Origin of the sequence: uncultured Nostoc sp., from assembly GCF_964245445.1 — a bacterium.
In the GTDB taxonomy this organism is placed as follows: Bacteria; Cyanobacteriota; Cyanobacteriia; order Cyanobacteriales; family Nostocaceae; genus Nostoc.
Map to the genome: position 1 here is coordinate 16,782 of NZ_CAXTNE010000068.1, position 13,757 is coordinate 30,538.

At 42.5% G+C, this 13,757-nt stretch carries 10 protein-coding genes; 6 read left to right on the top strand and 4 right to left on the bottom strand.

Annotation, left to right across the window (positions count from 1 at the left end; all coding sequences use genetic code 11):
• Positions 1 to 1,408, top strand: a 1,408-nt coding sequence (locus tag ACFE90_RS13910) for a DMT family transporter (protein ID WP_375501397.1), incomplete at its 5' end; no start/stop codon positions are given.
• 1,791 nt (positions 1,409 to 3,199) lie between these two features.
• Complete coding sequence (hetR, locus tag ACFE90_RS13915) at positions 3,200 to 4,099, top strand: heterocyst differentiation master regulator HetR (protein ID WP_100898938.1); 900 nt, start codon at positions 3,200 to 3,202, stop codon at positions 4,097 to 4,099.
• Positions 4,100 to 4,796: 697 nt separating this feature from the next.
• Here hetR and ACFE90_RS13920 read toward each other — a convergent pair.
• On the bottom strand, positions 4,797 to 5,510 hold the full coding sequence (locus tag ACFE90_RS13920) for a hypothetical protein (RefSeq protein ID WP_375501399.1): 714 nt from the start codon (positions 5,508 to 5,510) through the stop codon (positions 4,797 to 4,799).
• Between the two features lie 471 nt (positions 5,511 to 5,981).
• Between ACFE90_RS13920 and rpsD the strand changes: the two genes are divergently transcribed.
• The gene (rpsD, locus tag ACFE90_RS13925; protein ID WP_012408407.1) at positions 5,982 to 6,590 is read left to right on the top strand and encodes a 30S ribosomal protein S4; all 609 of its coding nucleotides are present in this window, start codon (positions 5,982 to 5,984) and stop codon (positions 6,588 to 6,590) included.
• A 59-nt stretch (positions 6,591 to 6,649) separates the two neighbouring features.
• Here the strand turns inward: rpsD and moaA are convergent, their stop codons facing one another.
• A complete protein-coding gene (moaA, locus tag ACFE90_RS13930) occupies positions 6,650 to 7,636 on the bottom strand; it encodes a GTP 3',8-cyclase MoaA (RefSeq protein ID WP_375501401.1) in 987 nt (328 codons plus the stop codon).
• Positions 7,637 to 7,795: 159 nt separating this feature from the next.
• On the opposite strand from moaA, the gene ACFE90_RS13935 reads away from it, so the two are divergent.
• The gene (locus ACFE90_RS13935; RefSeq protein WP_375501403.1) at positions 7,796 to 8,827 is read left to right on the top strand and encodes a hypothetical protein; all 1,032 of its coding nucleotides are present in this window, start codon (positions 7,796 to 7,798) and stop codon (positions 8,825 to 8,827) included.
• A gap of 78 nt (positions 8,828 to 8,905) precedes the next feature.
• Positions 8,906 to 9,622, top strand: a complete 717-nt coding sequence (locus ACFE90_RS13940) for a Uma2 family endonuclease (protein WP_375501405.1) — start codon at positions 8,906 to 8,908, stop codon at positions 9,620 to 9,622.
• Between the two features lie 443 nt (positions 9,623 to 10,065).
• Here ACFE90_RS13940 and ACFE90_RS13945 read toward each other — a convergent pair whose 3' ends face one another.
• Together ACFE90_RS13945 and ACFE90_RS13950 are read right to left on the bottom strand one after the other, a co-directional pair.
• Entirely contained in the window at positions 10,066 to 12,552 is a 2,487-nt protein-coding gene (locus ACFE90_RS13945; protein ID WP_375501407.1) for a filamentous hemagglutinin N-terminal domain-containing protein, read from the bottom strand.
• Positions 12,553 to 12,867: 315 nt separating this feature from the next.
• The gene (locus ACFE90_RS13950) at positions 12,868 to 13,194 is read right to left on the bottom strand and encodes a hypothetical protein (protein ID WP_375501409.1); all 327 of its coding nucleotides are present in this window, start codon (positions 13,192 to 13,194) and stop codon (positions 12,868 to 12,870) included.
• Between the two features lie 427 nt (positions 13,195 to 13,621).
• On the opposite strand from ACFE90_RS13950, the gene ACFE90_RS13955 reads away from it, so the two are divergent.
• Positions 13,622 to 13,750 carry a hypothetical protein gene (locus tag ACFE90_RS13955; RefSeq protein WP_375501411.1) on the top strand — a complete coding sequence of 43 codons (129 nt, stop codon included), beginning with the start codon at positions 13,622 to 13,624 and terminating at the stop codon, positions 13,748 to 13,750.
• Positions 13,751 to 13,757 lie beyond the last annotated feature (7 nt).

Sequence of the window (13,757 nt, forward strand, 5' to 3'; positions counted from 1 at the left end):
GGAAACGACATCAGAGCCGACTGTTGTTAGAGAAAACGCCGCAAACCTAATTTCTGTCCCCAGCCAAGACTTGTCCCAAAGGGAAACTAAATCAGAGCCGAATGCTGCTGTAGTTCCGCCACCAAAAGAAAACGCTGCTGAACCAATTTCTGTCCTCAATAAAGACTTGTCGGAAAACGAAACGACATCAGAGCCTCCTACTGTATCTGTGCCACAGCCGGAAGCAATACAACCTTCACGAAGGAGAAACGCTGCTGAATCAATTTCTCTCCTCCGCAAGAACGTCTCACCGAGCAAAACTAAATACCCGCCTTCTACTGCGCTAAAGCCGCAGCCCGAAGCAAAACCCCCACAATCGCGATCGCGCAATTCCTCTGGTTTATCGTCGATCCAAATCGGTTTATTGTTGATTGTCTTATCGGCAGTCCTATCGTCGCTTTATAACGTAGCCATTAGAGTGATTTTCCACGAAGGTTCCCAGATTTTTGGAGTATTAGAGGTAGAGCGCTTGCTGCCGCCGACTTTGGGCAATACTCTATTAATTTTGACCCTACGATTTATGGTAGTAGTACCACTAATGGTATTGTTGTCGCCGATACTGCATCCAACACTGTGGCAAGACTTAGAAAACTTGGCTAACTCAGTTAGAGGAAATCCCACAGCTGCTAATACAGCTACCAAGCAGATTTTGCTGTTGTCAGTTGTGAGTGGCTGTTTTTTGTTTTTGTCTCAGCTTCTCATATACATTGCGATCGCTCAAGTCACAACTGGAATGGCGATCGCACTGTTCTTTATCTATCCGATGGTTAGTGGTTTATTGTCGTGGTTTCTGTTTCGCGATCGCCCTACCATATTTCGCATCAGTGCGATCGCCGCAATTTGCTGCGGTGAATTGTTGGTTTTAGGAGGTTCTCCCAACCCAGGTATGGGTAATACTTCAATGGGAAGCAGCGCCGCCATTCTTTCTGGCGTGGCTTTTGCAGCCTACATAATTCTGACGCGGGTTTGTGCTAGCAAACTGCATCCCGTAACTTTTACTTTGATTAACTTCGCCACCATGTTGCTGTTGAGCTTTATCTGCTTGATGCTACCTTTACCAAGCGATTGGAACTTGGTAGTTGACCCCTCTAAGATGTTGGAACTGGTTTTAAGTGCATTTATTTTGGGTGTGTTGACTCTTGCCGGCTATTTGCTGAACAATGTTGGTATTAGTAAACTAGGTGCCTCGCGATCGGCGCTCATTGGTAGTACCATCCCAGTTTTAACCGTGATTTTCGCTGGGCTAATCATTCAAGAAAATTTAGATATTGTGCAAATTCTGGGAGTGTTGTTAGTAACCTTTGGCGCGGCTGCTTTCAGCTTTGAAACAATGCGAAATCAGGTTAAACCCTCTAATCCCACCAATTAAATGACGAGTTCAATCAGTTTAGGTGTGATGGGAGGTATAGCTTCCATCACTCTCAGCGTAAATCCTGACGCGAATACGCCTAGTTGCAACTTCTCTAAATCATCTGAACAAACAAGATCCCCGGCAACTTTTACCAAGCCGGGGATCTTGTATTTTTACCAATAATTTAGGACTACTGTATAGGTGGAGATAACACTTAATAGATCAGTAAGCAGTAATCACAATAACTTGACTTGTAATATTCTTTTAGGGATTTAGCCTGATACAGGTAGGTAAACACGTATATATAAGCAGTACGAGTAGTACTGACTCAAGCAATTTAGCACGAGTACTTGCTCAAAGAGGAGATTGGCAAGGAGTTAAGACCATTGCAGCACGTTTAACTAGCAGAAATGTTTAGAGTAACCCAGTTTTAAGCGTGGTAGACTCAGTAAGTGGGCAAGAATAAATTAAACTATGTTAAGTAATGTAAAATTAACTGAATTGAGTTTTAGCAAGGTCTTCAGACCTTAAAATAAGGCTGGAGGTGCTGACTACAAACCTTGAATTATTCACGCCCACTTACTTATTGTGTTTGGTGAAATGGTATCTTTATTTATGTCGGTCTGCACTAGTCAATTGGTCTGCGATCGCCCAGATGCCTAGAGAAAGAAGCTTATATCGTAGCTTGCTGCGGATTCTCTTCTTTTTATTTACGCAATTCAACCTTCTCAAATATATAAAACAGCGAGGTAAAAATATACTTAAAAGTAGCCAATGAATTAGTTCAATCATGAAAATTTAAAATTCTTTCATGAAAAAAATATCTGAATAATCATAAAATCCACTATGTTTTATTTATTTGGATTTGACTAATAACTAATTATTCGGCTATTAGCATAATTAACAAAGCCTAATAAGTATGCAATTAATTCAGAGTCAATTGAGGCTTTCTGTGTAAAATTATCAACACAAAAAGATAATTACGAATCGGATTTAGTAGGAAGAAGACAATATTATCAAACCTTGATTTAGCAAAAATATAAATTATTTAAATAGGCATTATTTATAAATTTTAAAATGCATAAATTTATTACAAACTGAAAAAAGAATGATATGATAAAGAACGAAATTTGAAAAAACAACAGGTATTTTTGAAATTGAAATTAATTGCTCTACTTGATGTCTACTATCTTCCCTCAAGCCAACTGCTTATATTGGCGAGACATCACTGGAGGTTGTGAAAATGATAGTTCGCAAAGAGCCGTGTGGCTCAACCTCTGAATGTTTCTACACCTGGGAAGCGATTTCTTTTTAGACCAGTCCCAATTATTTCTAGTCATTTGTGTGCTAAAAATAATTCGCTAAAGCTGAATAAAAACCATCTTTTTCGAGTAATAGATATCCCAGATGAACCGCGCAAACTAGTTTTTACTCCAAGTCGGCATAGTGCCATAATTAAGGTGTAAACAGCTTGACGTTGCTCTAGAAAGATAAAAAAACCTCAGAGAACTTAACGGCTTTATAGATTACTTGCAACACAGTTGACTTTTGGGACGGAAACGGTCGTCAAGCTAAACTTGTTGATGTCTGTAATTTTCTGGTCAGATGCAAAGACAGTTATAGTAACCACAACTAAATCTGCCTTAATACCAGAAAATATGCAAAAATGGTAGTTTTGGCTACCACGGATTTCATAGTTATCGCATACTAATATAGTCTGAAGTGAAAACATTGCCTTCAGCCAGGTGTATACTACCTATTTTCAATCCATTAAAAATTGTGTAAACGTGCTATTCAATTGTCTGTAATATGAGTAACGACATAGATCTGATCAAACGTCTTGACCCCAGTGCGATGGATCAGATCATGCTTTATCTGGCTTTTAGTGCCATGCGGACGAGTGGGCACAGGCATGGGGCATTTTTAGACGCAGCCGCAACAGCAGCAAAATGTGCAATTTACATGACCTATCTAGAGCAGGGACAAAACCTGCGGATGACAGGGCATTTGCACCACCTAGAGCCGAAACGGGTAAAAATTATTGTAGAAGAAGTCAGACAGGCTCTAACAGAAGGCAAACTATTAAAGATGCTGGGTTCTCAGGAACCGCGCTATTTAATTCAATTGCCTTATGTCTGGCTAGAAAAATATCCTTGGCAACCGGGGCGATCGCGCGTTCCTGGTACTAGTCTGACAAGTGAAGAAAAAAGACAAATTGAGCAAAAACTGCCCAGTAATCTACCTGACGCCCAGTTAGTTAGCTCTTTTGAGTTTTTGGATTTGATTGAGTTTTTGCATAGGCGATCGCAAGAAGACTTGCCACCTGAACACCAAATGCCTTTGAGTGAAGCCTTGGGTGAGCATATCAAGCGCCGTCTGCTCTACTCAGGAACGGTAACACGCATTGATTCTCCTTGGGGAATGCCCTTCTATGCTCTTACCCGTCCTTTTTATGCCCCCGCAGACGATCAAGAACGCACTTACATCATGGTAGAAGATACCGCTCGGTATTTCCGCATGATGAAAAATTGGGCTGAACGGCGACGAAATGCCATGCGCTTACTGGAAGAACTTGATATCCTCCCAGAAAAAATGGAGCAGGCTATGGAAGAATTAGACGAAGTTATCCGTGCCTGGGCAGATAAATATCACCAAGACGGTGGTATTCCAGTAATTTTACAGACAGTTTTTGGCGAAAGAGAAGACTAGTACCGCAAGGGGGAAGTCAAAAGTTACCCATGCTTTAATTGTGGGCTTTCTGGCTGTAATGAAATGGTAATTTATTTCCACGCCCATTGTACTAGTAGAGCCACGTAAAATTCAAAAAGCTTACTTTATAAGCTTTCCACTGATTTTATTTGTTGCTTAATAGTAGGGAGATGGTTGGTCTATTTAGATAGTAACACTGTACTGGCAATATTAGTACAAAAGTCACAAGTGATTTTGTGACTTTTGTATTGTAAGTGTTTAGTTTGCATAATTTGCAAGCAGAGGATAATTATGGTTTTATATAGATATTTTTGCTTTAGTCATAGTAATGGTATATCTTATTAATTTTGATGAGTTCGTAGTAATCACAAAGCGTGCTTAAAAATCCAAGACTAAAGTCCTTACTACGAATTTATTCACCCCTCATAACTAATGCGATAGACCAGTAGTACAATGTCTAAGCTAGTTTTGAAGGTTTGTAGTAAGCACGCTTTGTGCTTAATCTAAAAAACATCTAATTTGCATAATCAAAGTATAACTCTTGTGGAGTGGGCATTCTGGCCGCCCAGCTTATGCAATTTAAATGTGGAACAGCTTACCCATCAATTTAAACGTTACAGATTAGTAGGGTGGACATTTTAATAATGCCCACCCTACTAATTACCCTGTATTCTCAGTCAATTACAAAGGACTGTAATCAATTCGTCGTGCCGGGTTGCGTTGGAACAATCGGTTGCGTTGGAATAACCGGTTGCGTTGGAACAATCGGTTGTGTTGGAACAATCGGTTGCGTTGGAACAACCTGTTGCGTTGGAAATGGGGTAGTCTCTAAACTTGGACTTGAACCGGCAGGTATTATAGTTGACGGTGTAGACGAAGATGAAGCACCGATAACACTATCATCAGCACTGATACAAGTATCTAACGCCTGTGTCGCGGGAAAGTCGATTTGACTACGCAAGCCAACCACACACTGCCCAAAGCGCACGGGTAACAAACTACGTCCACAGTAATCTAGAACTGCCGGGTTAGCTTCTTCCTTGGTACTCAAGCTAACGCCAACGACACAGGTAGCTAACTCCTCAGGACGCCGGGCCCTCCCACAAGTAGAAAGCGCATCTGTCGCGGCAATTTGGGTTTCCTTCTCAATTTTAACCACGCAAGCAGCCAAATCTTTTGGACGCAGTGCTGCTGCACAACCTTGTGATGCCGCTTCTGGTGTTACACCCACTTTTAGAAGGCGACCCGCACAGACACTATAATCATTGTTGTAGGAGGCAGCGATCGCTGTATTCGGTAAGAGCGTTGCCAAGCATCCAGCTATTGCCAAAACTGGTACTGTTAAAATCCTAGAGGTGGAACTGGCTTGTTTGTTCTTACCTCTATTAACCGCTTTATTGCTCATTGACATTGCCATTCTCCAAACACCCAAAGTTATGCTAACTTAAATATCTTAAAAATCCTCTGTAATTAAAGAATTTCGGCGGTAGCAAGGTATAGACATAATTAATTATGCCGGAAATTGTGTTAATATAACTGTTTGAAAGATAAGTAGGCAACGTAAAAAGTATTTCAAAGTCAGAATACTACGTAAATCAATCTGATGATTGAGTAGCCTACGAAACTAAATAAACACAAAAAACTTATTGGCAGGAGTACGGCGTGACAGGCCGGAATTCAGGCTTAAAAACCAGTATGTCGGTTCTACCGACTTAAAGCAACTGGCGTAATTGATGCCTCTATTTGGTAGGATACGTCATACCAAGGTAAGCATCCTCAAAGAACCAAAAATCCTCTGATTAAAAATCAGAGATATGTCAACATAGTATGTCATCATATTATGTTTGGCTAAAGTTTAAACAGGATTAGATTAAGGAAACTCATGTCCCGATATAGAGGGCCACGCCTCAGAATTGTACGCCGCTTGGGCGATTTACCAGGATTAACTCGTAAAAGCGCCAGACGGGCTTACCCGCCTGGTCAGCATGGTCAGAACCGCAAGAAGCGCTCTGAGTATGCTATCCGTCTAGAAGAAAAGCAAAAGCTCCGCTTCAACTACGGTTTGACTGAAAAGCAATTGCTGCGCTATGTGCGGAAAGCCAGACGTGTTACTGGTTCTACTGGACAAGTGCTGCTGCAACTGCTAGAAATGCGCTTGGATAATACCGTTTTCCGCTTGGGTATAGCCCCGACTATCCCAGCAGCTCGTCAACTAGTAAATCACGGACACGTAACTGTTAACGGTCGTGTGGTTAATATTGCCAGCTACCAATGCCGTCCTGGCGAAGTAATTGCAGTCAGGGATCGGGCACAATCAAGGAAGTTGGTGGAAGCTAACTTGCAATATCCCGGTTTGGCAAACCTCCCTAGTCATTTGGAGTTTGACAAAAATAAGTTGGTTGGTAAAGTCAACAGTGTTATTGAGCGGGAATGGGTGGCACTACAAGTTAACGAACTACTTGTGGTGGAATACTACTCACGACAAGCGTAATAGTCATTTGTCCTTAGTCATTTGTCCTTAGTTATTTGCAAAGGACAAATGACCAATGACTATCCGCCAATTTGCGACATGGTACGGGTATATGTACCTGAAATGCCAGAATCGCGCCCTTTAAAGTTAATTTCTGGCTTAATTTCGAGTAAATGTCTGACCTGCTCTTGTAATTGAGCGGTGCTAGTGCCAGAACGCAGAGCAGTTTTTAAATCTATTTGACCAGTTTCATTTAATAAACAAGGACGCAGCCAGCCATCAGCACTAAGGCGCATCCGGTTACAACGATCGCAAAAACATTCCGACATCTGACTAATAAATCCCAGTGTCCCCTTCGCACCGGGAATTTGAAAGACATCAGCAGGGCCAGCACCACGAACTTGTGATTCTGTCAAGCCCCAGCGATCGCGGATTTGTTGTCGTAACTCGGCTGAAGATAGCCAACCGCGATCGCCAAACAAATGCACATTACCAATGGGCATAAATTCAATAAATCGAACATGCCACTGTTTGTCAATTGTCAGGGCAGCTAAATCGAGAACTTCGTGGTCGTTGACACCAGGAATCACCACCACATTCAGCTTCAATGGGTCGAATCCGACCTGATGGGCAGCTTGAATACCATGCCAAACTTGTTGCCAACGAGAACGCCCTTGATTACCAATAATTTGATCAAAAATGTCGGGATCAAGAGAGTCTAGACTAATATTAATTCTTCGCAGACCTGCATTGTAGAGGTTTTGTGCCATCGGAGCCAGCAAAAAACCGTTGGTGGTCATTGAGAGGTCTTGAGTTTGGGGGAGAGTTGCGATCGCGCTTACTAAATCTACCACGCGCGGACGCAACAAGGGTTCACCCCCAGTCAACCGAAACCGCTTAAAGCCTACTGGAATAAATACCTCTTCAATTAAGGTGAGTAGTTCTTCATCAGTCAACATCTGTTGCTTGAGAATATAATCCAGTTCTACTCCCTCTGGCATACAGTATTGACAACGAAAATTGCAGCGATCGATTAAGCTTATGCGGAGGTAGTCTACCTGATTCATCGTTTTATTTTTATTGTCTCTGATTAATTAAAGACTTTACAAAGATGTACCCCTTCTTACTATATTTGTTGTAACTCAAAATACCGTACTCCCCCTTAAGTGAGAGTCCACAGATTATGGCATAATAAGCCGATCGCATCCACTAGTTAGTCATCAATCGTGCAAGACACCGACTCCATCAACGACCTTGCTGCTGCTTTACTACAGCCAGCCGATATCAGCTTTGAACTGCCCGATCCAGAAGATGAACAGATTCTAGAGTCAGATTTTCAAGAACAGCTAGAAGTAGCTTGGCAGGTATGCGATCGCTTTGATTTGCAAACTGAAATTTGGCGGGGGCGAATTTTACGGGCTATCCGCGACAGAGAGAAAGTCGGTGGTGACGGACGCGGTACTGGCTTTCTGCGATGGCTAAAAGAGCGGGAAATCAGCAAAAGTCAAGCATACTCCTGGATTCAACTGGCGAATAGTGCTGATACTCTCATCGAAGACGGTAAACTTGACCCCGGAACTGTGAACAACTTCAGCAAACGGGCATTTGTTGAAACCTCCAAAGCAGTCCCCGAAGTGCAACAGATGGTGAGTGAAGCCGCCCAAAAAGGTGATCGCATCACCAGGCGCGAAGTGCGTCAACTCAGCGATGAATGGACAGCCATGTCCTCAGATTTATTACCCGAAGCAGTCAAGGAAAAAGCAGCAGATAACACCCTTCCTCCACGCTACATCGCCCCACTAGTGAAGGAAATGGAAAAACTGCCAGAATCGCACCAAAAATTTATCCAAAAGGAAATAGCTGCTAATCCTGATGTAGATACTCTCAAACAGGTAACTAACGAAGCGCGTAACTTGGCCAAATATCTCAAAGGGGCGGCTCAAGTCCAGGCGCTGACGAAGGAAGATGTTGATATTGAAACAGCCTTAGAAGAAGCGCAAAGAGTCGGCTGTTTAAGCATTGCTGCTGATTTGGTAAATCAAGCATCGCAAATTGAACAAACGATCGCTAAATTGTACATGACTTGGAAACGGATCGGTAATTTAGCAGATCGATTATATGTAGATACAGGCGCAAGTACACCTAACTTGCGATCGCTCCTCACTTGCTTGGAACCTCTGGGTGGTGAAATCATGGAATTGCAACTTAGTGGTGCGACTGAACACACTATACGTTTGCAAATTCAAGAGACGAGTTAGGGAGTAGAGACGTGATTAATCGCGTCTCTACAGGAGTTGTGCGACATAATAGCAATAGCCACCTGACTCCAGGTTTCTATGTCAACCACCATCAGTGAACCCATTGTCACTTGGGAAAAGTTACCTGATGACTTTCCTTTACCCGATGAGCCTGTGGACAACATCAGTCAGCCAGCGATCGCATTTGCCCTCACTGAAAGCTTGGAACTGGCTCTTTTAATTCAACCTCAAATACTCATTGGTACAAATTTTGGGATTTGTGCAACTGTAGATAGCAAGTTGGTGATTAAAGCCCCGGATTGGTTCTATGTCCCTTCTGTGTTCCCGACAGTTCCACCAAACCAAAACCGTCGTAGTTATACCCCGAAGCTAGAAGGAGAAGTTCCGACGATCGTCATGGAATTTTTGTCACAGACAGAAGGTGGTGAATACTCAATTAAAGCTAAGTATCCACCTGGTAAGTGGTACTACTATGAGCGCATTCTCCAAGTCCACACTTATGTAATTTTTGAACCAGAGGCGGGGTGGGTAGAAGTCTATCAATTAAGTGCTTCAGGGCAATACGAACTCCAGCAACCGAATCAGGATAGACGTTATTGGATTGCCAGCATTGGGCTGTTTTTAGGAATTTGGCAAGGTGTGAAAGTAAATCGCACTGGCTATTGGTTGCGCTGGTGGGATGAAGCTGGACAATTGCTGCTGTGGGGAACAGAACGGTTACAACAAGAGCAGCAATTGCGATCGCGCATGGCCGCGAAGTTACGAGAATTAAACATTGATCCAGAGACAGTTTAACTTATAGCCTTTTTGCTCTTTTTGAACCACAATCCCCCACTCTATGGTTTAATTTGCTATATCGGCGTACGCATTTGTTATTTCGGCGTACGCATTTGTTATTTCGGCGTACGCATTTGCTATATCGGCGTACGCATTTGCTATATCGGCGTACGCATTTGCTATATCGGCGTACGCATTTGCTATTTCGGCGTACGCATTTGTTATTTCGGCGTACGCATTTGCTATTTCGGCGTACGCATTTGCTATTTCGGCGTATGCATTTGTTATTTCGGCGATGCCTACGGCTGGCTACGCCTACGCATTTGCTGATTGTATCCTAAAACAACTTAAGACAAAGACCTCTCCCTGGTTTTACTACGCAAAGCCTGTCCCTCTCCAGTTCAAAGAGAGACAGACTTGAACTTTAGTTCAAGGTAGGGAGAGGTTTGTTGAACTCACGTCTAATGAGCAGCGCAAGATGTAGCGGTAAGTAAGGAGTTATGAGGCGATGCAATAGGGACTTGAGCAACCAGAACCACGTTCCCATTGGCATCTATAACCCACCCTTGGGCTTCTACAATTTGAGTAGGTTCATTGACAGAATTGACTTTCTGTGATTTTTCTTCTGTGTTTTGCTGCGCCTGAGCAACCACTTTTTTCTGAATAACGCCAGCACGATTCTCTGGAGAGAGTGTGATCCAATCTGCCAACACCGCATCATCAGCTATCAATGGCTGCGTAGGATCGGCTACTAGTCCTCCACGCCCAGTTGTAATAAATGAACTCCTGGCTATTTTTCCACCAGAATCACAAGCAGCAACAATTTGCTGCGAAGCATCAACCAGATTTGTGGGTAGGTCTACTAATCCTTTACTGGGGTCAACATCTGGTGAGTTGATTTGTATAGTGCCATTTAATGTAGGGTTTTGCTGAGAAAACGCGGTGATGTCACTTGTTAGCAGCTTACTTGGATCTAGTGGCTGTTTAGGGTTCAACAGCCTCTCTACCTCTGCACGGGTGCGCGGCTCAAAACCAAAGATGCTCTTAGCGGTGATTGTGATTTTACCACCAGAGGCAGATAAGGCATTGGCGGTGATATCGTTATTTTCAGAAGGAACGGTGACAAGGAAGCCATTAGGTGCATTGATGGTAATATTACCGCCATCTCCATTACCCTCTGCATTAGTGGTTATTTTACTTTCGTGGCGCATCATTAACATGTCTTGCACCTCTAACGTAATATTCCCACCTTGACCTGAGTCACTATTGGATGTGAGTGTTCCGTTGTCCAGAAGTATAGAGGGAGTAGTTATAGTGAGTTCACCTGCTTTCCCTAAATTAGGTACACCCCCTTGATAGTCAACATCCTTTCGAGTTTCACTGCTCACATTTATTGCAGCTCCATCCCGGACAGTCAATTCCCCCGTTGTGATATCCAAATTTCCAGCAGATCCAGAACCTCTAGTTGAAGTAGACAAGTTACTGGACTTTGTACCATCTGGTGAGGTTCCAGTTAATTCTATGGACTCGGAGGCGTTCACAGTCAACTTCCCTCCTTGCCCCGTGGCAGGTTTAAATTGGTTCTCAGCAAATAGAAGTTGTCCGTCAGACTGTGTTGACACCTGTGCCCCTTTCTGAATACCTAACCTCGGAGTATTGATCGTGATGTTACCAGCATTTCCCACATCATAAGTTGCGCTAGACAATTTGCTAGGTATAAAACCACCATCTGGAAAAAAAGAGGAGGGTGGAAAGGAGAAACCACCAATTAGCTCCACAGAATCTGAGGCGTTCACGGTCAATTGTCCTACCGAATCGGAGGTAGAAGTATCAAGAAACACTTCTGCTCCATTGCTGACAATCAACTTGCTAGTGTTGATTGTTAAGTTTCCAGCGCCTCCTTTACGATCAGTCCCAACCCTCAAAGGATTACCGGGGCCGATTAGTTCTACAGTATCTGAGGCAGTAACCGTCAAATTTGCTGCTAGTTGTTTACTCAGGCTATTAGCCAAAATCTGTGAAGAACCAGTTATGAGTACGCGCCTGCCTTGCACCAGAATATTATTTCCACCCTCACCACTGACATTTACATAAGAAGGGATTTTATCTCGTGAAGTTAGTTGGATATCCTGGAAATTTTTTACACTTTCGTATCCCAAGCCCCAACCTTGGTCTATTTGCTTCATATTAACCAGACTATTAAGAGCAACACTTCCTAGCTCTATTCGTCCTCCCTTTGCTGTTAAATTTCCTCCCTCCAGCACCAAATCGCCCCCTACAAGTGCCAAGGTTTTACCTGGCTGCACCTGTAGACCAACAGGCTGTAGATCAACAGGTGCTTTCGAGTCATTGATTGCGCCACCTGGACTTGCTTGGGATTGATTACGGATGGTTCCTGGTGTAGCTCCAAATTGTAAGCCAACGGGAACACTGACTGTCAGAAGGGGTGTGGTTTGGGGATCTGTGGCGCTAAATTTAGTACCATCGGCAAAGTTCAGACTACTTGCCGTACTTGCCACGAATGAACCGCCAATGTTTAAAGAAGCATTGGGGCCAAAAATAATCCCATTAGGATTAATTAGAAAAAGGTTGGCTGTGCCATTAGCTCGAAGTGTACCATCAATATTAGAAATAGACTTGCCCGTTATTCGGGTGATGATGTTATTAATATTTGCCGCATTGTTAAAGTAGGCTGTATTGCCAGTGAGAACAGAAAACTGTTCAAAACTGTGGAACAAGTTTGTACCACGAGTTGCCCCACCATCGATCTGGTCAGTATTTTGACCATTAATCAGCTTGGGTGTAACCATTGAACTGTTAGTTCCGAGAGTGCCATCCTCTTTAATCTGTGCCAAGGCACAATACTCAGATAAGGCGAGTGTTCCAGTAATTGCTAAAGAACTCATTAGACTTAGCTGCCAGTACCAAACCCTGCTGTTTTGAGTCATAACAAAATTTGCACCCTATAAATAATGGTTTAGTACTGAAATACTGCTGAATTAATTATTAAAACCAATAAGAATTCAACGTGAACTCTATAGCCTAGCTAATAAGTGAATAAATTATCATTTTCATTTCCACTAAAAAAGCTTTTACTAGCAGGATCATTGATATTTTTTAGCAGTAAAAATCTTGATGCCGAGGCAGCAGCAAGGGTTTAAGTGTCATAATTCCATTAGCATTGTTTAATATTGCAAAATTGTTTATGAAAATTATTTACCTTGCTTACCCTCGCGCATGACTAGATGTAAGTTTAGTTATATCTAAGCTACCCAGCAGCCTTGAGGATAGCCGGGTACTGGGCAAGGATTACAATAACCACCTCTAGAAAGTGTTTTCAACGTTGGTTTTTGTTCTTGAATAATTGTTTGCAAAAATTTCTTGGCTTCAGCATCAGTAACTTCAATTTGAGTAAAATCGAGTAAGCACTGAATATTTAAAATATTTTGTCCTGATAGACCGTATTTGTCAAGGATTTCGCCGAAATTAGAGTTATTCAGTATATCATTCAATTCCTTCTTAATTTCGTCTTCTAACTGCTGTAATGTTTGAGCATCTATAACTGTTAACTGTGAAGTTTGAGAATCCATGAATTTTGCTCTCCTTGTAGATTAGTAAATGTGTGAACTTATCTTGTGATGTATGACTTGTATTAGTACAGTTTGGCAAAGAAGAATCAATAATACAGAGTTTAGAGTGGCACGAAAGCATTAGGCTTCTAATGCTCTTGTGAACTCCCATAATTATTACTTCAACTTGGCTAATAACAATTACGCATTGTCTAACAAAACTTCATATATTTCTGCCAGATTTCCTTAAAGCATTGATGAATCTGACTACTGACGGTTGATCACTCAAGAGGATTGAGTAATTGACAGCTCCTCAACTTTCACACTCTGCTTACGGTTTGGATAAGTCCACAGGCTAAAGACTTACCATTAAGCCTTTCATCTTTCTCATGTCGTTAGAAAATCAAATATGTTTTTTATATGGGTGTTGAGGATGATGGAATCCGCGATGTCTACGACGAGCTACGCCAACGCACCCACAGATGAGTTGAGTACAAGGGGCGATGATTGCTTGTGTAAAGGTTATAGCGAATCAGCGATGTCTACGACGGGCTACGCCAACGCACCCACAGCTTAGTTTAGTA

Coding starts and splice junctions, on each gene's coding strand:
- hetR (WP_100898938.1), top strand. CDS start 3,200: ATGAGTAACGACATAGATCTGATCAAACGTCTTGACCCCAGTGCGATG.
- ACFE90_RS13920 (WP_375501399.1), bottom strand. CDS start 5,510: ATGTCAATGAGCAATAAAGCGGTTAATAGAGGTAAGAACAAACAAGCC.
- rpsD (WP_012408407.1), top strand. CDS start 5,982: ATGTCCCGATATAGAGGGCCACGCCTCAGAATTGTACGCCGCTTGGGC.
- moaA (WP_375501401.1), bottom strand. CDS start 7,636: ATGAATCAGGTAGACTACCTCCGCATAAGCTTAATCGATCGCTGCAAT.
- ACFE90_RS13940 (WP_375501405.1), top strand. CDS start 8,906: ATGTCAACCACCATCAGTGAACCCATTGTCACTTGGGAAAAGTTACCT.
- ACFE90_RS13945 (WP_375501407.1), bottom strand. CDS start 12,552: ATGACTCAAAACAGCAGGGTTTGGTACTGGCAGCTAAGTCTAATGAGT.
- ACFE90_RS13950 (WP_375501409.1), bottom strand. CDS start 13,194: ATGGATTCTCAAACTTCACAGTTAACAGTTATAGATGCTCAAACATTA.
- ACFE90_RS13955 (WP_375501411.1), top strand. CDS start 13,622: ATGTCTACGACGAGCTACGCCAACGCACCCACAGATGAGTTGAGTACA.